17 protein-coding genes are annotated in these 20,369 nt (G+C 60.4%); 8 read left to right on the top strand and 9 right to left on the bottom strand.

Annotation, left to right across the window (positions count from 1 at the left end; all coding sequences use genetic code 11):
• Window positions 1–290 precede the first annotated feature (290 nt).
• Window positions 291–1,607, top strand: a complete 1,317-nt coding sequence (locus AC3WMT_RS25350) for an MFS transporter (RefSeq protein WP_103306392.1) — start codon at window positions 291–293, stop codon at window positions 1,605–1,607.
• A gap of 111 nt (window positions 1,608–1,718) precedes the next feature.
• Here AC3WMT_RS25350 and purT read toward each other — a convergent pair whose 3' ends face one another.
• From purT to AC3WMT_RS25325, 5 genes are all read right to left on the bottom strand, one after another.
• Complete coding sequence (purT, locus tag AC3WMT_RS25345) at window positions 1,719–2,900, bottom strand: formate-dependent phosphoribosylglycinamide formyltransferase (protein WP_003221968.1); 1,182 nt, start codon at window positions 2,898–2,900, stop codon at window positions 1,719–1,721.
• A gap of 100 nt (window positions 2,901–3,000) precedes the next feature.
• Window positions 3,001–3,468 (bottom strand): VUT family protein, encoded by a 468-nt coding sequence (locus tag AC3WMT_RS25340; protein WP_025112183.1) that lies wholly within the window; start codon window positions 3,466–3,468, stop codon window positions 3,001–3,003.
• A gap of 329 nt (window positions 3,469–3,797) precedes the next feature.
• Window positions 3,798–4,007, bottom strand: coding sequence for a DUF1289 domain-containing protein (locus AC3WMT_RS25335; protein ID WP_103306391.1), 210 nt, complete (start codon window positions 4,005–4,007; stop codon window positions 3,798–3,800).
• The gene (locus AC3WMT_RS25330) at window positions 4,004–4,528 is read right to left on the bottom strand and encodes a gamma carbonic anhydrase family protein (RefSeq protein ID WP_103306390.1); all 525 of its coding nucleotides are present in this window, start codon (window positions 4,526–4,528) and stop codon (window positions 4,004–4,006) included. Before AC3WMT_RS25330 ends, AC3WMT_RS25335 begins: the two co-directional genes overlap by 4 nt.
• Before the next feature lie 45 nt (window positions 4,529–4,573).
• The gene (locus tag AC3WMT_RS25325) at window positions 4,574–5,173 is read right to left on the bottom strand and encodes a CoA pyrophosphatase (RefSeq protein ID WP_103306389.1); all 600 of its coding nucleotides are present in this window, start codon (window positions 5,171–5,173) and stop codon (window positions 4,574–4,576) included.
• A gap of 146 nt (window positions 5,174–5,319) precedes the next feature.
• On the opposite strand from AC3WMT_RS25325, the gene AC3WMT_RS25320 reads away from it, so the two are divergent.
• From AC3WMT_RS25320 to nagE, 7 genes are all read left to right on the top strand, one after another.
• Window positions 5,320–5,871: an NUDIX hydrolase gene (locus tag AC3WMT_RS25320; protein WP_103306388.1), complete on the top strand. Its 552-nt coding sequence runs from the start codon at window positions 5,320–5,322 to the stop codon at window positions 5,869–5,871.
• A gap of 100 nt (window positions 5,872–5,971) precedes the next feature.
• Window positions 5,972–6,487 carry a L,D-transpeptidase family protein gene (locus tag AC3WMT_RS25315; protein ID WP_103306387.1) on the top strand — a complete coding sequence of 172 codons (516 nt, stop codon included), beginning with the start codon at window positions 5,972–5,974 and terminating at the stop codon, window positions 6,485–6,487.
• A gap of 443 nt (window positions 6,488–6,930) precedes the next feature.
• Window positions 6,931–7,662, top strand: a complete 732-nt coding sequence (locus AC3WMT_RS25310; protein WP_103306386.1) for a GntR family transcriptional regulator — start codon at window positions 6,931–6,933, stop codon at window positions 7,660–7,662.
• 23 nt (window positions 7,663–7,685) lie between these two features.
• Window positions 7,686–8,792, top strand: a complete 1,107-nt coding sequence (gene nagA, locus AC3WMT_RS25305; RefSeq protein WP_103306385.1) for an N-acetylglucosamine-6-phosphate deacetylase — start codon at window positions 7,686–7,688, stop codon at window positions 8,790–8,792.
• Complete coding sequence (locus AC3WMT_RS25300) at window positions 8,773–9,795, top strand: SIS domain-containing protein (protein WP_103306384.1); 1,023 nt, start codon at window positions 8,773–8,775, stop codon at window positions 9,793–9,795. The genes nagA and AC3WMT_RS25300 overlap by 20 nt, the downstream gene beginning before the upstream one ends.
• Before the next feature lie 34 nt (window positions 9,796–9,829).
• Window positions 9,830–12,343: a phosphoenolpyruvate--protein phosphotransferase gene (ptsP, locus tag AC3WMT_RS25295; RefSeq protein ID WP_103306383.1), complete on the top strand. Its 2,514-nt coding sequence runs from the start codon at window positions 9,830–9,832 to the stop codon at window positions 12,341–12,343.
• Between the two features lie 36 nt (window positions 12,344–12,379).
• Window positions 12,380–14,095 (top strand): N-acetylglucosamine-specific PTS transporter subunit IIBC, encoded by a 1,716-nt coding sequence (gene nagE, locus AC3WMT_RS25290; protein WP_103306382.1) that lies wholly within the window; start codon window positions 12,380–12,382, stop codon window positions 14,093–14,095.
• Between the two features lie 74 nt (window positions 14,096–14,169).
• On the opposite strand, the gene AC3WMT_RS25285 is transcribed toward nagE, so the two are convergent.
• From AC3WMT_RS25285 to purL, 4 genes are all read right to left on the bottom strand, one after another.
• Window positions 14,170–14,469: a hypothetical protein gene (locus AC3WMT_RS25285; protein WP_103306381.1), complete on the bottom strand. Its 300-nt coding sequence runs from the start codon at window positions 14,467–14,469 to the stop codon at window positions 14,170–14,172.
• A 225-nt stretch (window positions 14,470–14,694) separates the two neighbouring features.
• Window positions 14,695–15,054, bottom strand: a complete 360-nt coding sequence (locus tag AC3WMT_RS25280; protein ID WP_103306380.1) for a DUF6124 family protein — start codon at window positions 15,052–15,054, stop codon at window positions 14,695–14,697.
• 1,086 nt (window positions 15,055–16,140) lie between these two features.
• The gene (locus tag AC3WMT_RS25275; RefSeq protein ID WP_025112172.1) at window positions 16,141–16,452 is read right to left on the bottom strand and encodes a YqfO family protein; all 312 of its coding nucleotides are present in this window, start codon (window positions 16,450–16,452) and stop codon (window positions 16,141–16,143) included.
• Between the two features lie 5 nt (window positions 16,453–16,457).
• Window positions 16,458–20,354: a phosphoribosylformylglycinamidine synthase gene (gene purL / locus AC3WMT_RS25270; protein ID WP_103306379.1), complete on the bottom strand. Its 3,897-nt coding sequence runs from the start codon at window positions 20,352–20,354 to the stop codon at window positions 16,458–16,460.
• Between the last annotated feature and the right edge of the window lie 15 nt (window positions 20,355–20,369).

Here is a 20,369-nt window from a genome sequence, read left to right as displayed (position 1 = left end):
CAACCCAGCGGGAGCAAGCTCCCTCGCCACAGAATCTCTACTGACCTCAGGTTTCATTGGCTCTGCCAGCCCTCTTGTTCATTTGTTAGCCCCCTTCCTATAATCGAGGCGCTTACCCAAGCGCAGCCGGTCCATGTGCTTATCCAGCACGATTCGGATCTCGGCCTTTTTCCGCAACAAACCGGCGACTGTTCCTACTCGAAACAGCGCTCGCGCCTCATCCCACATCCCTGGGTGTTCGACCATAATAATTCGCTCCAACGGAGCTCATGACTGTCAGGGATCACCGCATGACGACCAGTACCGCTTACAGCGACACCGCGCCTGCCCAACCGACCAATTCCGCCACCCGCGTGGCGACCGCGAGTTTTATCGGCACCGCCATCGAGTTCTACGATTTCTATGTGTATGCCACGGCCGCCGCGCTGGTGATCGGGCCGGTGTTCTTTCCGCAGACGTCCGGCACGGCGCAGATGCTCTCGGCGTTCCTCACTTTCGGCATCGCTTTTCTTGCCCGGCCGCTGGGCTCGGCGCTGTTCGGCCACTTCGGTGACCGTATCGGGCGTAAATCGACACTGGTCGCATCCTTGCTGTTGATGGGCGTGTGTACGACGCTGATCGGCGTGCTGCCGGGTTACGCCACGATTGGCGCGTGGGCACCGATTCTGCTGTGCGTGCTGCGCTTCGGGCAGGGGCTGGGATTGGGTGGCGAATGGGGCGGTGCCGCCCTGCTGGCCACGGAAAACGCGCCGAAAGGCAAACGCGCGTGGTTCGGTATGTTTCCGCAGCTTGGCCCTTCGATTGGTTTCCTCGCGGCCAACGGCTTGTTCTTGACCCTGGCCATGACCCTCGATGACGAGCAGTTCCGCAGCTGGGGCTGGCGCATTCCGTTTCTGCTCAGCGCGGCGCTGGTGATGGTTGGCCTGTATGTGCGCCTGAAACTCCACGAAACGCCAGTTTTCGCCAACGCCATCGCTCGTCAGGAGCGGGTGAAAGTGCCGCTGGTCGAGCTGTTCAGCCAGTATTGGGCCCCGACTTTGTTGGGCGCGGCGGCGATGGTGGTGTGCTACGCGCTGTTCTATATCTCGACGGTGTTTTCCCTGAGCTATGGGGTTTCCACACTGGGTTATAGCCGCGAGACATTCTTGGGACTGCTGTGCTTTGCCGTTTTGTTCATGGCGGCAGCCACGCCGTTGTCAGCCTGGGCCAGTGACCGTTACGGGCGCAAACCGGTGTTGATCATCGGCGGCGTGCTGGCGATTCTGTCCGGGTTTCTGATGGAGCCATTGCTGACGCAGGGTTCGACCTGGGGCGTGGCGCTGTTTCTGTGTATCGAGTTGTTCTTGATGGGCGTGACATTTGCGCCGATGGGCGCGCTGTTGCCGGAGTTGTTTCCGACCCACGTGCGTTATACCGGCGCTTCGGCGGCGTATAACCTGGGCGGCATTGTCGGGGCCTCGGCGGCGCCATTCTTTGCGCAGAAACTGGTGGCGATGGGGGGGTTGAGTTACGTCGGCGGGTATGTGTCGGCGGCGGCGGTGCTTAGCTTGATTGCGGTGCTGTGCCTGAAGGAAACGCGCAATAACGATCTGAATCAGGTTGCCTGATAGATCGCCATCGCGGGCAAGCCCGCTCCCACAGTGTCCGTGTCGAACACAAAATTTGTGAACACCACTGAACCTGTGGGAGCGGGCTTGCCCGCGATGGGCGCGACTCGATTAAAGCTCTACAACGACAGCCTGAGCAGCACGGGTCGCTTTGGCACGAGCCGCTTCGATCGACTCATCCCGCGCCAGCGCCACACCCATGCGACGCTGGCCATTCACTTCAGGCTTGCCGAACAGACGCAATGCCGTGTCCGGTTCGCTCAATGCAGCGCCAAGGTTGGCGAATGCGGTCTGAGTCGACTGACCTTCCACCAGAATCACCGCCGAAGCCGATGGCCCGAACTGACGGATCAGCGGCACCGGCAGACCAAGAATGGCGCGTGCGTGCAGGGCGAACTGCGACAAGTCCTGCGAAATCAGCGTCACCAGACCGGTGTCGTGCGGGCGCGGCGATACTTCGCTGAACCACACCTGATCGCCCTTGATGAACAACTCGACGCCGAACAGACCACGACCGCCCAGCGCTTCAGTCACGGCTTTGGCAACACGCTCGGATTCCGCCAGCGCAATCGGGCTCATGGCTTGTGGCTGCCAGGATTCCTGATAGTCGCCCTTCTCCTGACGGTGGCCGACTGGCGCACAGAACGTGGTACCACCAATATGACGCACGGTCAGCAAGGTGATTTCGTAGTCGAAATCGATGAAGCCTTCGATGATCACCCGACCTTTGCCGGCGCGACCGCCCTCTTGTGCGTAATCCCAGGCTTTCTGCACGTCATCGGCGCTGCGCAGCAGGCTCTGACCCTTGCCCGACGAACTCATCACTGGCTTGACGACGCAAGGGAAGCCCAGATCCTGCACGGCTTTGCTGTAGTCCTCGAAGGTGTCGGCAAAGTGGTACGGCGAGGTCGGCAGATCCAGCTCTTCGGCAGCCAGACGACGGATGCCTTCGCGGTTCATGGTCAACTGCGCAGCACGGGCGGTCGGGATCACGGTGAAGCCTTCGGCTTCCAGCTCGACCAGAGTGGCGGTGGCGATGGCTTCGATTTCCGGCACGATGAAGTGCGGTTTCTCGGCTTCGATGACGGCACGCAGCGCGGCGCCGTCGAGCATGTTGATCACGTGGCTGCGATGGGCAACCTGCATGGCCGGCGCATTGGCGTAACGGTCAACGGCGATCACTTCAACGCCCAGACGTTGCAGTTCGATTACCACTTCCTTGCCCAACTCACCACAGCCACACAGCAATACGCGGGTCGCGGTTGGCGACAATGGAGTTCCGATACGGGTCATCTCAGGTCCTCAAAGAAGCGGATCATCGAGGAAAGCGTCGCCATGCGCACTTTCCATGGGGAGAAAGCGCGGCATTTTACATGAACCCGAAGGTTTGGCTTCAGCTGGCGACGGCCTGTTTGCGCTCACGCCAGGCCATGATCAGCCAGACGGCGGTAACGCCGGCGAATTTCGAGGCCAGGGCGGTGATGATCACTGGCGGCGTCATCAGATCGATCATGCCGAAGAAGATGAAAGTATCGAGAGGAATGCTCAGTGCCGAACTGATCCACAAGCGGTCACGCAACGGCCGTTTGGTGATGCTGAAGACCAGCCAGTCGATGATCTCGGACACCGCAAACGCCGTGGCACTGGCCAGGGCGATGGACGGATCGGAGGTGACATACGACAACACCAGCGCCGCCAGCATCGCTACGATGGCGCCGTGGCCGAAGCGGGTTTGCACCATGTCGCGCAGCACGAACACCAGGCCGCCCCACGCCGACCAGATGATGTCCAGGTGGGGCGCGGTGGAGAAAGCGAAGTTGATCAGCACGACGCTGCTGATGTAGGCGATGAGGAAAATCATGGGGGCGACCTGTCAGTTTGGCGCACAGATTACTGGACCCGTAGATCAAGAGCCACCCCAGCCCTCTCCCCCAGGGGGGCGAGGGGGAAAGGGAGCAGATCTTCGTATGATCGAATCCCGAGTTCGACTCAAGAACGCAGGTCGGTACGGACCGAACCATCAACCCGGTCATCCCCTCCCCCTTCAGACCAGAGGGAAAGCGAGCAGATCGGGGGCTTTGAAAACTTGAGCTCAACTCAATCGTTCAGGTCGATGTAGCTCAAACTATCAACTCGGTCAGTCCCCTCTCCCTCTGGGAGAGGGCTAGGGTGAGGGCATTCTCGAGTTGATCACGATTTCGAAGGCACCATCCACACCAACCCACTCGCCTTCGCCCGCTCATGACACAACCCCAGCACCACGCGTCGCTCGTCATTGCTCATGCGGCCCCAGCGGGTGATCTCCGCGACCGTGCGCTGGCAACCGGTGCAAATATCGTCTTCGTCCAGCGCGCAAATATTCACGCAAGGCGAGGCGACCGGTCTTTCGACAGTAGTCATTCTTCCTGCTCAACCAGATCACGCGCATAACGCTGGGAGTTATGCACATAGTGCGCAGCGCTCGCTTCGAGCATCTTCTTCTGCGGCTCGGTCAACTCACGCACAACCTTGCCCGGCGAGCCCATCACCAGCGAACCATCCGGAATTTCCTTGCCCTCACCAATCAGCGAGTTGGCGCCAATGATGCAGTTCTTTCCGATCTTCGCGCCGTTGAGAATCACCGCGTTGATGCCGATCAGGCTGTAATCGCCAACGGTGCAGCCGTGGAGCATGGCGTTGTGGCCAATGGTCACGCCGGTGCCGATGGTCAGCGGATAGCCCATGTCGGTGTGCATCACGGTGCCGTCCTGGACGTTGCTGTTCTTGCCGATCAGGATCAGTTCGTTGTCGCCGCGCAGCACGGCGTTGAACCAGACGTTGGCGCCCTCCTCCAGTTTGACCTTGCCCACCAACACGGCATTGGGGGCGACCCAGCTCTGCGGGTGGGTTTCGATACGGGCGTCGCCCAAGCGGTATTTCATCTTGTTTTCCTCAGGGCTCACGGGGATGGCCATTCGAACGATGGCTTACGTGTTAATAAAGCTTTTAGGCGGTTGATGCAGACTAATCTTCGCGTCATAGAGCAGATTGATCAACTCGACGATCATGATCGCCGTCAGCCCCCAGATCTTGAACTCGCCGTAGCGATAACTCGGTACGTACCAGCTACGGCCCTGATAGTCGATGCGATGGGTGTGTTCGCGGGGATCCCTGCGGAAGAATTCGAGGGGGACACTGAACACGGCGGCGATTTCCGCGTCGTTGGGCTGGTACTCGACAAAATCGGGGATCACGCCAACGTAAGGTGTGACCTTGATTCCATGCAGAGAGATCAACGGGCTCAGCGGGCCGATCACTTCGACCAGTCCCGGCGGCAGGCCAATCTCTTCTTCGGCTTCACGCAGGGCGGTGAAAATCAGGTCAGGGTCTTCCGGATCGCGGCGCCCACCCGGGAAGGCGACTTCGCCGCCATGGGTCGAGAGACCGCTGGCACGCAGAGTGAGTACCAGCTCAGGCTCGGCACTGCGGGTGATCGGCACCAGCACGGCGGCCTCGGGGAAACGTGTGTCGGTCTCCAGCGTGCGCGGTGTGTGGTTGCTTACCCGATGCAGTAGCTCGTCCAGCATGAGTGTTCTCGATCTGTGCCTTACCCGGCATCATGCACCAATCATAGCGGCCGCCCAAGCCCTTCGCCGGAGCATGTCGCGAAACGACAACTTGCCGACCGGCACCGCTGCACGCCAAGATAGGCGCAGCATTCAGGAACCCCAGCATGAAATTTTGCAGCCAGTGCGGCAACCCGGTGACACAGCGCATTCCCGAAGGCGACTCGCGGCTGCGATTTGTCTGTGACAGCTGTCAGACCATTCACTATCAGAATCCCAACATCGTTGCCGGTTGTGTCGCGACCTGGGGCTCTAAAGTATTGCTCTGCCGTCGCGCCATCGAGCCGCGCCTCGGTTACTGGACGCTGCCCGCTGGTTTCATGGAAAACGGTGAGACCATCGAGCAGGCTGCGATCCGCGAAACCGCCGAGGAAGCCTGCGCCCGGGTACGCAACCTGAGCATCTATACGCTGATCGACGTGCCGCACATCAGTCAGGTGCATGTGTTCTTCCGCGCCGAGCTGGTCGACCTGGATTTCGCCGCCGGCCCCGAGAGCCTCGAAGTGCAACTATTCGACGAAGCCGACATTCCATGGGATGAGCTGGCTTTCCGCACGGTGGGGCGTACCTTAGAATGCTTCTTCGCTGATCGGCGCGCCGAGGCCTACCCGGTTCGGTCGGAGTCGATTCCGCCGCTCGCTCAGCCAGCCATCACTTAATCTTGTCGCAGCCTGGCCGATAGACAAAGCGCAGGCTGCAACAGGGCCTGCATGACATCTATAAATTAAGTATCTGCTTCATTCCTGGGGAATCGTTTCAATGCGTTGGTTGCTTGCCCTGTTCTGCCTGTCGTTCGTTACGGTCTCGCAAGCGTCATTCGTGACCACCGTGACGCCATCCAATACGCCTCTGATCGAAAAAGTGCTGGTGCTCAAATCGGCTCATCAACTGCAGTTGATCGCCGACGGCAAGCCGCTGAAGACCTATCGCATCTCGCTGGGCAAAGGTGCGAAAAAAGGTCCGAAACTGATTGAAGGCGACAAACGCACACCGGAAGGTTTCTATTGGATCGACTGGCGCAAGACCAGCGACAAATTCAACCTGTCGATGCACATTTCCTACCCGAACATCACCGACTCTGCCCGTGCCCGACGTGAAGGCGTCGAGCCCGGCGGGATGATCATGATCCACGGCACGCCGGATTCGGAAGAAACGCCGGAAGACCTGTTCCACACGCTGGACTGGACCGACGGCTGCGTCGCCATGCGCAACGTCGACATGCGCGAAGTGTGGAATCTGGTGCCGGACGGCACGATGGTCGAGATCCGCCCTTAACCTGACCGAAAACCTGTGGCGAGGGAGCTTGCTCCCGCTCAGGCGCGCAGCAGTCGTAAAGGCTGGACGCGCGGTATGTCAGACCGTTAGCGGTGACAGGGTTTGGGGCCGCTTCGCAGGCCAGCGGGAGCAAGCTCCCTCGCCACAGATGTGACCAACCACCGCTACCTTTGGTCGCTCTCGAAAAAATAAATCAAAAGATCGCAGGCTGCGGCAGCTCCTACACGGGTGATACCACTCTCGACTGTAGGCGCTGCCGCAGGCTGCGATTTTTTGTTTTTCATAGCCCACCTCTAATACCACTCAAGACCAAACCCTTCCTGAACCGCCATTTCATTGGGCATTCGGCCATTTACCTGCGTTGACATGGTATTCAAGTGGTATTAATTTCCGCCCCACAAGCGAGCCACAACAATCCTATACTCGCGCCGGAAATGACCTACATGAACGACTTCCACGCCCTACGCCCAGATGACTCCCAGCCGACGCCGCTGTACCTGCAACTGGCGCGCAACCTGGAAGCAGCGATTCATGCCGGGCAGTGGAAAGCCGAACAGGCGATGCCATCCGAGCGCAATCTCAGTGAACAGCTCGGCATCTCCCGGGTCACCGCCCGCAAAGCACTGGAGGTCTTGCTCGATCAAGGCCTGATCCGCCGCCTGCAAGGTTCCGGCACCTTCATCACACCCCGCCTGGAACAGCCACTGTCGCGCCTCTCGGGCTTCAGCGAAATGCTCCGCCTCAAGGGTTTCGTGCCCAGCTCACAATGGCTGGAGCGGGAAATCACCCTGCCGACCCACGAAGAACTGATCCGCCTGAGCCTGTCGCCAAACGACAAGGTCGCGCGCATGAAACGCCTGCGCAAGGCCGACGACACGGTGATGGCCATCGAGATGAGCACCCTGCCCGCCTCAATCATGCCCAAGCCACAATTGGTGGGCGATTCGCTTTACGAATACCTCGACGGCATCGGCAAACCGATTGTCCGCGCCCTTCAGCACATTCAGGCGATCAACGCCTCGGACGAGTTCGCCGCGCTGGTCGGCATCGCCCCCGGCACCGCCATGCTGCTGATGACCCGGGTCGGCTACCTGGAAGACAACACGCCGATCGAAGTCACCGACACCTATTGCCGCAACGACTACTACGACTTTGTTGCAGAGCTGCGTCGCTAAAACGGCCCAAAGCGAGAACCGAAATGTCCGAAGACAACATCCTCACCGCCAGCGGCTGGATTCGCGGCCGGCTGGTCCACGAACACGGCAAAGTCGTGTCGATTGAAGGCGTGCCGTGCGATCCGGCGACCAATGACCTGCCCTATCTGCTGCCCGGCTTCATCGACCTGCATGTCCACGGCGGTGGCGGCAAAGACATCATGGAAGGCGCCAGCGCGTTCGAGACCATCACCAAAACCCACGTGCGCTTCGGCACCACCTCGCTGCTGGCCACGACCATGACCGCACCGAGCGCCGAGATCTCCAGTGTGCTCAAAGAGGTCGGAGAATTCTGCGAACAGCGTCCGCAAGGCGCCGCCCGAGTCCTCGGCGTGCACCTCGAAGGCCCGTACATCAATCCCGGCAAACTCGGTGCACAACCGAACTTTGCCCACACCGCGTTGATGGCCGAAGTCGAAGAATACCTGGCGCTGGCCCCGATCCGCGTGATCACCATCGCCCCGGAAATCGCCGGCCATGACGGTTTGATCCGAGAACTGAGCAGCCGTGGCGTGCGCATGCAGATCGGCCACACCCTCGGCAGTTACGAGGAAGGCGTCGCCGCACTGGAAGCTGGTGCCACCAGCTTCACCCATTTGTACAACGCCATGAGCCCGCTGCATCACCGCGAGCCCGGCATCGTCGGCGCGGCACTGGCCCACGCCAAATTCGCCGAATTGATCCCGGATTTGCTGCACGTGCATCCCGGCGCCATTCGCGTGGCCCTGCGTTCGATCCCATGCCTGTATTGCGTCACCGACTCGACCGCCGCCGCCGGCATGCCCGACGGTGAGTACAAGCTAGGCAGCCACACCGTAACCAAATGCCTGGGTGGCGTGCGCCTGCCCGACGGCACGCTGGCCGGCAGCACCCTGACCATGGATCAGGCCCTGCGCAACCTGGTGAAGATCGGTTTGCCGATCAGCGAGGCCTCGCAACGTCTTTCGCAATTTCCCGCCGATTACCTCGGCATCACCGAACGCGGGCGCCTTGAACCAGACGCCTGGGCCGACTGCGTGCGGCTGGATCGCTCACTCACACTGACCGCCGTCATGGTCGAAGGAGAAGACATTGACTTCAAAAATGCTTGAAGAGGCGCTGTCCTCGTTCGAGGCCGTGCAGGCCCAACTGCAACAACTCGACCCGCAGATGATCGAGATCGCCGGGCGCTTGCGCCGTCAGCCACCACAAGTGGCGATGACCGTTGCGCGCGGCAGTTCCGATCATGCGGCGAGCTACTTCGCCTACCTGACCATGCAGCAACTGGGCGTACCCGTTGCGTCGTTGCCGATGTCGGTGGTGACCATGCAACAAGCGCCGTTGAAGGTCAGCGGTCAGGTCGCGTTTGCCTTTTCCCAGTCGGGGCAAAGCCCGGATCTGGTCAACAGCCTGCGCCTGTTGCGCAAGCGTGGTGCGCTCAGTGTGTCGATGGTCAACGCTGCCGATTCGCCACTGGAAGCTGCGTGTGAATTCAGCGTGCCATTGCTCGCCGGTACCGAAAGCAGCGTCGCCGCGACCAAAAGCTTTATCGCCACCCTCAGCGCGAGCGCCCGTTTGATCGCGCACTGGAAAGAAGACAGCGAATTGCTGGAGGCGCACAACGCCCTGCCTGAAGGCCTGCGTGAAGCGGCGAAACAGGATTGGAGCGTGGCCATCGATGCCCTGCGCGATTGCGAACGCCTGATGGTTATTGGTCGTGGCGCCGGTTTTGCCATCGCCCAAGAGGCGGCGCTGAAATTCAAGGAAACCTCGGCCATTCAGGCTGAAGCGTTCAGCAGCGCCGAGGTCCGTCACGGCCCGATGGCACTGATCGACGAACACTACCCGCTGCTGGTCTTCGCCCCACGCGGCGCCGAGCAGGCCGGCCTGTTGAGCCTCGCGGCAGAAATGCGCCAGCGCGGCGCCCGCGTGTTGCTGGCCGCACCGGACGACGTGAGCGAACGCGACTTGACCCTGAGCCGCGCCGAACACCCGGCCCTCGATCCGATTCTGGCCATCCAGAGTTTCTACGTGATGGCCGCAGGCCTCGCCGTAGCCCGTGGCATGGACCCGGATCAGCCGCGACACCTGAGCAAAGTTACGCGTACGCACTAAGCCCGAATGACTGCACACCTGATGAGACCGAGCCATGTACAACAACAATAAAGAGCTGACCCTCAGCGCCCCGCTCAGCGGCCCGGTGCTCACGCTCGCCAAAGTCCCGGACGCAGTGTTCGCCAGCGGCGCGATGGGCGATGGCATTGCCATCGATCCCGTCAACGACACCCTGTACTCGCCGTGCGCCGGCGTGATCATCCACGTCGCACGCACCGGCCATGCATTGACCGTGCGCGCTGACAATGGCGCAGAAATCCTCCTGCACCTGGGCCTCGACACCGTTGAACTGAACGGCGAAGGCTTCTCGATGCTGGTCAAGGAAGGCCTACGCGTCAGCAAAGGTCAGCCGCTGTTGCGCTACGACCTGGACAAGGTCGGCCAGCAGTGCAAAAGCCTCGTCAGCTTGTTGATCCTGACCAACAGCCAGGATTTTCAGGTGCGACCGATCACACTGAAAGCGGTGAAAGTCGGAGAGCCGCTATTACACATCGTCGCGCGCAACAGTTCGTCGGCTAATGCTGAAGAGGTGGGCGGGCCTGAAGTTCACGGTCATGTATTGGTTGCTCATCGCGGCGGTTTGCATGCGCGCCCTGCCGCGTTGATTCGGCAGACCGCGCAAGGTTTCAAGAGTCAGTCGCAGTTGCACTTCGCCGGTAAATCGGCGCCGTGCAACAGCCTGATCGGATTGATGGGGCTGGCGATCGGCGAGCAGGATGAAGTGCAGGTCAGCTGTCAGGGTTCGGACGCCGAAGCCGCGCTGCAAGCCTTGCTCACGGCATTGGCGACGGCTTTGCCGGATGACCATCACGCTGCCGCACCGGTAAGTGTTGCGCCTCTTAAACGTGCGGCCGAGGCTGGCGTTCTGCACGGCGTTTGCGCCGCGCCGGGACTGGTCGGTGGCCCGCTGTTTCGCTTGAACGCGATCAGTTTGCCAGTGGATGCAGGCAATCATGACCCGGTACAGCAACTGCAAAACCTCGACACCGCACTGAATCAGGTTCGCTGCGAAATCGACAGCACCCTAACCCAAGCCAAAAAGCAAAAGAATGCCGACGAAGAAGCGATCTTCGCCGCGCATCTGGCACTGCTCGAAGACCCGGCCCTGCTCGACGCCGCACAACAATCCATCGAGCAAGGCACAGCAGCGACTCACGCTTGGAGTCAGTCGATTGATGTCCAGTGCGAAGTGCTCCAACACACCGGTAGCGCGCTGCTGGCCGAACGCGCCAACGACTTGCGCGACCTCAAGCAACGGGTGCTGCGTGCCCTGCTCGGCGAAGCCTGGCATTACGACGTGCCGGCCGGTGCCATCGTCGCCGCGCATGAACTGACACCATCGGATCTGCTGCAACTCAGCGCTCAGGGTGTCGCCGGATTGTGCATGGCCGAGGGCGGCGCGACTTCACACGTAGCGATTCTGGCGCGCGGCAAAGGTCTGCCGTGCATGGTCGCTCTGGGTGCAGCATTGCTTGATCAACCGCAGGGCCAAGCGGTGGTGCTTGATGCTGATGGTGGGCGCCTCGAACTGGCACCGAATACCGAGCGCCTGGCTGAAGTTCAGCAAGCGCAACTCGAACGCAAACAGCGCCGCGACGTTCAACAAGCCAAGGCTCATCTGCCGGCAGAAACGCGCAATGGCGTGGCCATCGAAGTGGTCGCCAACGTCGCCTCAAGTGCTGAAGCGGCGGACGCCTTTGCCAACGGCGCCGACGGTGTCGGTCTGCTGCGCACCGAGTTTCTCTTCGTTGATCGCCAGACCGCGCCGGATGTCGAAGAACAGCGCAGTGCCTATCAAGCCGTGATCGACGCGATGGGCGATAAATCGGTGATCATCCGCACCATCGACGTCGGCGGCGACAAGCAACTCGACTACTTGCCACTGCCCGTCGAGGCCAACCCGGTACTCGGCTTGCGCGGCATTCGACTGGCGCAGGCCCGACCAGAAATCCTCGACCAGCAACTGCGCGCGCTGCTGCAAGTCAGCCCGTTACAGCGCTGCCGCATCCTGTTGCCGATGGTCACTGAAGTCGACGAACTGCTGCACATCCGTCAGCGCATCGATGCCTTGTGTCTGGAACTGGGCATCAGCCAACGTCCGGAAATCGGCGTCATGATCGAAGTCCCCGCCGCCGCGCTGCAAGCCGAGCAATTGGCCGAACATGCCGACTTCCTCTCCATCGGCACCAACGATCTGTCGCAATACACCCTGGCCATGGACCGCGATCACGCCGGTCTGGCCGCCCGCGTCGACGCCCTGCACCCTGCTCTGCTGCGTTTGATCGCCATGACCTGTGAAGGCGCGGCGGTGCACAAGCGTTGGGTCGGCGTCTGCGGCGCCCTCGCCTCGGATCCGCTGGCGACGCCGGTGTTGATCGGCCTCGGCGTCACTGAACTGTCGGTGAGCCCGGTGCAGATCGGTGAAATCAAGGATCGCGTGCGCCAGTTGCACGAAACCGAATGCCAACGCCTCGCCCGCGACCTGCTCAAGCTGAGCAGCGCCGCAGCGGTGCGTCATGCCTGCCACCAACATTGGCCTCTGCGCTAACAAAAAGCTCTCTATAAAAGAGCAGGGAGAACCACCATGTACCAACTCTTCATCGAAGGCCTGCAACGCCTCGGCCGTGCGCTGATGCTGCCGATCGCGATCCTGCCGATCGCCGGCCTGCTACTGCGTCTGGGTGACACCGACCTGCTGGACATCGCGATCATCCACGATGCCGGCCAAGTGATCTTCGCCAACCTGGCAATGATCTTCGCCATCGGCATCGCCGTCGGGTTCGCCAAGGACAACAACGGCACCGCAGGCCTGGCCGGGGTGATCGGTTATCTGGTGATGATCTCCACCCTCAAGGTGCTCGACGCAAGCATCAACATGGGCATGCTCGCCGGGATCGTCAGCGGCTTGATGGCCGGCGCGCTGTACAACCGCTTCAAGGACATCAAGTTGCCGGAGTACCTGGCGTTCTTTGGTGGCCGACGGTTTGTACCGATTGTCACCGGGTTCGCTGCGGTCGGGTTGGGCGTGGTGTTCGGCTACATCTGGCCGCCGATCCAGCACGGCATCAACAGCTTCGGCGCCTTGATGATGGAAAGCGGCAGCATTGGTGCGTTCGTGTTTGGCGTGTTCAACCGCTTGCTGATCGTCACTGGCCTGCACCACATCCTCAACAACATGGCGTGGTTCGTGTTCGGCAACTTCACTGATCCAACCACCGGCGCACTGGTCACTGGTGACCTGTCGCGCTACTTCGCTGGCGATCCGAAGGGCGGCCAGTTCATGACCGGCATGTTCCCGATGATGATCTTCGGCCTGCCGGCCGCGTGCCTGGCGATGTACCGCAATGCCCTGCCGGAACGGCGCAAGGTGATGGGCGGGATTTTTCTGTCGATGGCTTTGACTTCGTTTTTGACCGGGGTGACCGAGCCGATCGAATTCGCCTTCATGTTTCTGGCGCCGCTGTTGTATTTGCTGCATGCGCTGCTGACCGGGTTGTCGATGGCGATAACCAATGCGCTGAACATCCATTTGGGCTTCACGTTCTCGGGCGGTTTTATCGACATGGTCCTGGGCTGGGGCCGCTCGACCAATGGCTGGTTGGTGATTCCGGTGGGGCTGGCTTATGCGGTCATCTATTACGCGGTGTTCGACTTCTGTATCCGCCGTTTCAATCTGAAAACGCCGGGCCGTGAAGACGTGGCCGCAGCCGAGAAATCTGTGCTGACAGAAAACGAGCGCGCCGCTGCGTACATCAAAGCCTTGGGCGGTGCCGAGAACCTGGTGACTGTCGGTGCGTGCACCACGCGGTTGCGCCTGGAGATGGTTGATCGCAACAAGGCATCGGATGCTGATCTGAAAGCGTTGGGTGCGATGGCAGTTGTACGCCCGGGCAAGGGCGGCAGTCTGCAGGTTGTCGTCGGACCGATGGCTGACAGCATTGCTGATGAGATTCGCCTGGCGATGCCGGCATTGGGCCGGGCGGTTCTTGCTGAGCCTGTTGCGGTTGTCGATGAAACGAAAGCCGTTGTGGTCGCAGGTTCGGAAGCTCAGCAATGGCTGAAAGCGCTGGGTGGTAGCGACAATGTGCTGCAACTGGACTGCATTGCGATGAGCCGGATTCGCTTGTTGCTGGCAGATGCCAAGGCCTTGTCTGAGGCCCAGTTGAAAGAGCTGGGTTGTCAGGGTGTCAGCCAGTTGGAGGGTGGGGTCTGGCATTTGCTGGTGGGGGACAAAGCGGCGAGTTTGAGTGGAGCGCTGGAGGCGTTAGTCAATCGCAGTGAGGTCAGTGCCAAGGTTTAAACCGCAGCAAAATCCAACGGAATCACTGATCAATGAAAGCCGCTGCGCTATGAGGCACAGCGGCTTTTTATCGGTTACTTCCCTGCAATAACAGTAAATGTACGAGCAGGTGAAAAACCAGCCTCTCCTCTCGCGGTAATCGAATGAGGAGCTCGCGTCAAACCCGTCAGGCTCAGAGCCCAGTGTCCGGCAGCAGTCGCAACTACTTGTCCCCTCACAACAACACCGTCCAAAATTTGAACATTCTCTCCAGCACCTGCCAACCCGTTCAACTGCACAGAAGTTGCCGTAGTGGCACCACCGTTGGGAATCTCTGAGCCTTGATCGTCTTTCACAGAAGTAATTGCAGGCACAGCATTTTTATCAACAGACATAGCTAAGTTCCTTCTTACCAGTTTTGGATGGAAGGCTTATCAGACAGGAGTTGGCGGAATCGCACCACTGTCAGAAATTACAGGTCAGCGAGTGTTTCCGATGAACGGTCAACGTCACATCTGAAGCTGCGATTGAGCCGCAAGCGACAGTTTTCCAAAGTCGTGCGCTTGAGCAGGCTCGCCCTATTCAAATGGGGCGAGCCTGATTTCGATACCCCCAATGGATCAGGTTTGTGGGTCTACCCGATCCAGCGCACGGTTTACCGCCAGTTCGGCGAGCATGACGATTTGCTGGATGCCTAATACCGTGTTGCGCTGAGAACCGCTTAGCTCATTGGCGAAGTTGCTGGCGGCGGTGCTTGCCGAGGCTAACGATTCGCAGGCGTGGGCGAGCAGGCTTTCGGTGTCGACTTGGGGGCAGACCATGAACATGGTGCTCGGTCGGCGGGGCTTTTCGGGCTCGGGGCACAGGTAGAAGTCGAGAGCGCGTTTGATGGCTTCGCGGTTTCGGGCTTGCTCTTCGGCGCGGAGGGCTTCTTCGAGTGGGGTTTTGGTTTCGGGTGGATCGGGGACGGGCTTGGTCATTGCAATGATCTCTAATCAAATGATTGAAGCCATCACTGGTCGTTTCTCACGCGACGAAGAGGTGGCAGCTATGTACGGAGTGAGAAACCGGTAAGAGATCAACCCGGCCGAACCGAAGTCCGCCCGCACACAGCCGCCATAGAACATTACCGGCAGCAAATGAGCTGGCGGCGATTATGGTGCTACTGACGTTTGATTAAAACCTCTTACCGGGTTCTCACACCCGATCACCGATTTGCGGTGACAACCAAAGACTAGAGACCGGACGTCCGACGGACAACCTGAAAACCTTGTGGGAAGGTTCTGGTGATTTGATGCATTTTTAAACAGCCTTGGGTGATGGGATGGCTGGGCGGCCTCATCGCCAGCAGGCTGGCTCCCACAGTTGGATTGTGTGCATCCAGATAGAGACTGGTCGGCTGTCAGGCCGCCATCGCTGGCAAGCCAGCTCCCACAGGGATTGAGGTACATCTGCGGGTGATTGGTTGGTTGTGAGGTCGCTATCGCGAGCAGGCTCACTCCCACAATTGGATTGTGTGCATCCAGATAGAGACTGGTCGGCTGTCAGGCCGCCATCGCTGGCAAGCCAGCTCCCACAGAAAAGCAAAGCAGCGCCACTTACTCGCTCCTGCTTCTCACCACTCAACAGGATGAGCGTTAGCTCGGCTGCAGCTCTTGATCTTGATCCACAGGCCCCGTCGGCAGGCTGAGTGGAGGGATTCATCCGGGGAGGACATCGAGAGGAGGTGCAGCGAAGCAAACCGGAGGCGATGCCCCGGATGAAACCCGGAGCGAAGGAACCCCGAGCTTTAGCGAGTGGGCCGAACGTTGGGGCAAGCGTTTTTTTGCTTACTTTTTTTAGGCGTTTGTAAAAAAAGTGAGTCGCCGTAAGGGCGAAACCGCCAGCCGCAGCAACCGAAGAAACGGATATTCACCCAGTCAGCCAGAACATGGTCGCCTATAAGGGCGCCATCGCTGGCAAGCCAGCTCCCACAGTGGAATGAAGTCGCCCTTCAAATCGCAGGCAACAAAAAACCCGCAGACAATCACTCATCTGCGGGTTTCCTGTTTAAGCAGCAAGAAAGATCAGAAATCTTCCAGCCGCCACACCTCATAAGCCGGTGTCTCGTACGGATGACTAAGCTTCAAAGCCGCCACAACAGCAACAATCAACTCATCCGCCACCACAAGCTCAACCTTCCATTCCTCAACCCGCTCAACCTGCCCCGCCTCCCCAATAAACGGCTGACTCCCGTCCAACGGTCGAAACTGGCCCAAGCCAAGCACCTGCCACGCACAGTGGTCATAGTCACCGATCCGCCCACCACCCGCAGCGAACACAGCGCCTTTGACCACCTCGACATGACTGTCAGGAACAAAAAACCCCAGCTTGTACACGACGCTTAGTTAACCCAGACGCGAGCATTACGGAACATACGCATCCAAGGTGCGTCCTCGTTCCAGTCTTCCGAACGCCACGAGTTCTGCACCGCACGGAACACCCGCTCCGGGTGCGGCATCATGATCGTCACACGGCCATCACGGCTGGTGAGACCAGTGATCCCGCGCGGCGAACCGTTCGGGTTGGCCGGATAACGCTCGGTGACCTTGCCATGGTTGTCGACAAAACGCATCGCCACGCAACCCGACAGATCCGCTTCCAGCAGTGCTTCTTCGCTGGAGAACTCGGCATGACCTTCACCGTGAGCAATGGCGATCGGCATACGCGAACCGGCCATGCCCTGCAGAAAGATCGAGTTCGATTCCTGGATCTGCACCATCGCCACGCGCGCTTCGAACTGCTCGGAGCGGTTACGCACGAAGTGCGGCCAGAACTCGCTGCCCGGGATCAGCTCGTGCAGGTTGGACATCATCTGGCAACCGTTACACACGCCGAGGGTGAAGCTGTCGTTACGCTCGAAGAAGCCCTGGAACGCATCGCGGGCGCGGCTGTTGAACAGCGCCGACTTGGCCCAGCCTTCACCGGCGCCGAGAACGTCGCCGTAGGAGAAACCACCGCACGCCACCAGACCTTTGAACTCGTTCAGGTCGACGCGGCCAGCGAGAATGTCGCTCATGTGCACGTCGATCGCGTTGAAACCGGCGCGGTCGAACGCGGCGGCCATTTCCACCTGACCGTTGACGCCCTGCTCACGCAGCACGGCAACTTGTGGGCGGATGCCTTTCTTGATGTAAGGCGCGGCGATGTCCTGATTGACGTCGTAGCTCAGCTTGACGCTCAGGCCCGGGTTGTCTTCTTCCAGCAACACGTCGAACTCTTGCTCGGCGCAGTCGGCGTTATCGCGCAGACGCTGGATCTGGTAGCTGGTCTCGGCCCACTGACGTTGCAGCAGACGACGCTGGCCTTCGAACACGGTGTCACCGTTGAAGGTGATGTTGATCTGGCCATTGTTGATCGGCTGACCGATCACCGACACGCAGTCGCCCAGACCGGCCGCGCTGAATTGCGCGAGGATATCTGGCGTGGCGTCCTGACGAACCTGGATCACGGCACCCAGCTCTTCGTTGAACAGGATCGCGGCGATTTCCGCCGAGGATTCGGCAACGCTGTCCAGGTTCAGGCTCAGACCGCAGTGGCCGGCGAAAGCCATTTCCACTACAGACGTCAGCAGACCACCGTCGGAACGGTCGTGGTACGCCAGCAGGTGACCGTCGGCGTTGAGGCCCTGGATCACCGCGAAGAAGGCTTTGAGGTCTTCGGCGTCATCGACGTCCGGCGCGTGTTTGCCGAGCTTGCCGTGGACCTGAGCAAGGATCGAAGCGCCCATGCGGTTCTGACCGCGACCGAGGTCGATCAGGATCAGGTCGGTGGTGCCCTTGTCCATTCGCAGTTCCGGGGTCAGGGTCTGACGGATGTCAGCCACTGGCGCGAAACCGGTCACGATCAGCGACATCGGCGAGGTCACGGTTTTTTCTTCGCCGTTGTCGTTCCAGCGAGTGGCCATGGACATCGAGTCCTTGCCCACCGGAATGGTGATACCCAGCTCAGGGCACAGTTCCATGCCGACCGCTTTCACGGTGTCGTACAGACGTGCGTCTTCGCCCGGGTGGCCGGCAGCCGACATCCAGTTCGCCGACAGTTTGATGTCGGAGAGCTTGTTGATGCGCGAAGCGGCAATGTTGGTCAGGGTTTCGCCGATGGCCATGCGGCCCGACGCCGGAGCGTCCAGCAATGCCAGCGGAGTGCGCTCGCCCATCGCCATCGCTTCACCGGTGTAAACGTCGAAGCTGGTCGCGGTGACGGCAACGTCGGCCACCGGAACCTGCCACGGGCCGACCATTTGGTCACGGGCCACGAGGCCGGTGATGGTGCGGTCGCCGATGGTGATCAGGAAGCTTTTGCTCGCCACTGCAGGGTGATGCAGAACGCGCTCGATGCTTTCAGTGATGTCGAGGTTCGACGGATCGAAGTCATCGCCCAGCTCGGCTTCGCGAACCACCGAACGGTGCATGCGCGGCGCCTTGCCCAGCAACACTTCCAGTGGCATGTCCACCGGGTTGTTGCCGAAGTGGCTGTCGGTCACGGTCAGTTGTGGCTCGGCAGTGGCTTCGCCGACCACGGCGAACGGGCAACGCTCGCGTTCGCAGATCGCCTGGAAGCGCTCGAAATCTTCCGGGCCGACGGCCAGAACGTAACGTTCCTGGGATTCGTTGGACCAGATTTCGTGCGGGGCCATGCCCGGCTCGTCGTTGGGAATGTTGCGCAGTTCGAAACGGCCACCGCGGTCGCCGTCGTTGACCAGTTCCGGGAAGGCGTTGGACAGACCGCCCGCGCCCACGTCGTGGATGAAGCTGATCGGGTTCTTGTCGCCCAGCTGCCAGCAACGGTCGATGACTTCCTGGCAACGACGCTCCATTTCAGGGTTTTCACGCTGCACGGAAGCGAAGTCCAGATCCGCCGAGCTGGTGCCGGTGGCCATGGAGGAGGCAGCGCCGCCGCCCAGACCGATGAGCATCGCCGGACCGCCGAGCACGATCAGCTTGGAGCCGACGACGATTTCGCCTTTCTTGACGTGCTCTTCGCGGATATTGCCCATGCCGCCAGCCAGCATGATCGGCTTGTGGTAACCACGAACTTCGTCACCGTGCGGGGTGGTGATCGATTGTTCGAAGGTACGGAAGTAGCCAGTCAGGGCCGGACGACCGAATTCGTTGTTGAACGCGGCGCCGCCGAGCGGGCCTTCGATCATGATGTCCAGCGCGGTAACGATGCGCTCAGGCTTGCCGTACGGCACTTCCCATGGCTGTTCGAAGCCCGGGATTTGCAGGTTGGATACGGTGAAACCGGTCAGGCCAGCCTTTGGCTTGGCGCCACGGCCGGTAGCACCTTCGTCGCGGATCTCGCCACCGGAACCGGTAGATGCGCCCGGGAACGGGGCAATCGCGGTCGGGTGGTTGTGCGTTTCAACCTTCATCAGGATGTGCACCGGCTCCTGCACCGCACCGTACTGGCGGGTCTCAGGGTTCGGGAAGAAACGGCCGGCAACGTTGCCGACGATTACCGAGGCGTTGTCCTTATAAGCCGACAGAACGCCTTCGCTGTGCATCACGTAGGTGTTCTTGATCATGCCGAACAGGCTTTTTTCCTGGTTCTCACCATCAATATCCCAACTGGCGTTGAAGATCTTGTGGCGGCAATGCTCGGAGTTGGCCTGGGCGAACATCATCAGTTCGATGTCGTGCGGGTTGCGCTTGAGACCGTTGAAGGCGTTGACCAGATAGTCGATCTCGTCTTCGGCCAGGGCCAGGCCCAGCTCGGTGTTGGCCTTTTCCAGCGCGGCGCGACCACCGCCGAGGATGTCGATCGCGGTCAGCGGCTTCGGTTCGGCGTGGCTGAACAGGCCGGCGGCCTGTTCGAGGTTGGCCAGAACGATCTGGGTCATGCGGTCATGCAGGACGTCGGCAATCTGCTGGGCTTCGGCTTCGCTGAACTGACCGGCCACGTAGAACGCGATACCGCGCTCCAGACGCTGGATCTTGCTCAGGCCGCAGTTGCGAGCGATGTCGCTGGCCTTGCTCGACCATGGCGAGATGGTGCCAAAACGCGGCAACACCAGGAACAGACGACCGGTCGGCTCTTGTACCGGAACACTTGGGCCGTACTTCAGAAGGCGCGCAAGCACCTGCTGTTCGTCGCCGGTCAGGACGCCGGTGACTTCGGCGAAGTGAGCGAATTCAGCATACAGGCCACTGACAGCTGGAACCTTCTGGCTCAGTTGCTCAAGGAGTTTGCTGTGGCGAAAGGCAGAAAGGGCAGGAGCGCCGCGCAGGATCAACATCTTCGGGACAGCCTC

This window comes from Pseudomonas sp. FW305-7, assembly GCF_058786735.1.
Note: the sequence above shows the minus strand (reverse complement) of the source record. Positions and strands in the feature narration are given on the sequence as shown.

Bases quoted from the DNA above. Each gene is read 5' to 3' on its own strand.
- AC3WMT_RS25350 (WP_103306392.1), top strand. From the start codon at position 291: ATGACGACCAGTACCGCTTACAGCGACACCGCGCCTGCCCAACCGACC.
- purT (WP_003221968.1), bottom strand. From the start codon at position 2,900: ATGACCCGTATCGGAACTCCATTGTCGCCAACCGCGACCCGCGTATTG.
- AC3WMT_RS25340 (WP_025112183.1), bottom strand. From the start codon at position 3,468: ATGATTTTCCTCATCGCCTACATCAGCAGCGTCGTGCTGATCAACTTC.
- AC3WMT_RS25335 (WP_103306391.1), bottom strand. From the start codon at position 4,007: ATGACTACTGTCGAAAGACCGGTCGCCTCGCCTTGCGTGAATATTTGC.
- AC3WMT_RS25330 (WP_103306390.1), bottom strand. From the start codon at position 4,528: ATGAAATACCGCTTGGGCGACGCCCGTATCGAAACCCACCCGCAGAGC.
- AC3WMT_RS25325 (WP_103306389.1), bottom strand. From the start codon at position 5,173: ATGCTGGACGAGCTACTGCATCGGGTAAGCAACCACACACCGCGCACG.
- AC3WMT_RS25320 (WP_103306388.1), top strand. From the start codon at position 5,320: ATGAAATTTTGCAGCCAGTGCGGCAACCCGGTGACACAGCGCATTCCC.
- AC3WMT_RS25315 (WP_103306387.1), top strand. From the start codon at position 5,972: ATGCGTTGGTTGCTTGCCCTGTTCTGCCTGTCGTTCGTTACGGTCTCG.
- AC3WMT_RS25310 (WP_103306386.1), top strand. From the start codon at position 6,931: ATGAACGACTTCCACGCCCTACGCCCAGATGACTCCCAGCCGACGCCG.
- nagA (WP_103306385.1), top strand. From the start codon at position 7,686: ATGTCCGAAGACAACATCCTCACCGCCAGCGGCTGGATTCGCGGCCGG.
- ptsP (WP_103306383.1), top strand. From the start codon at position 9,830: ATGTACAACAACAATAAAGAGCTGACCCTCAGCGCCCCGCTCAGCGGC.
- nagE (WP_103306382.1), top strand. From the start codon at position 12,380: ATGTACCAACTCTTCATCGAAGGCCTGCAACGCCTCGGCCGTGCGCTG.
- AC3WMT_RS25285 (WP_103306381.1), bottom strand. From the start codon at position 14,469: ATGTCTGTTGATAAAAATGCTGTGCCTGCAATTACTTCTGTGAAAGAC.
- AC3WMT_RS25280 (WP_103306380.1), bottom strand. From the start codon at position 15,054: ATGACCAAGCCCGTCCCCGATCCACCCGAAACCAAAACCCCACTCGAA.
- purL (WP_103306379.1), bottom strand. From the start codon at position 20,354: ATGTTGATCCTGCGCGGCGCTCCTGCCCTTTCTGCCTTTCGCCACAGC.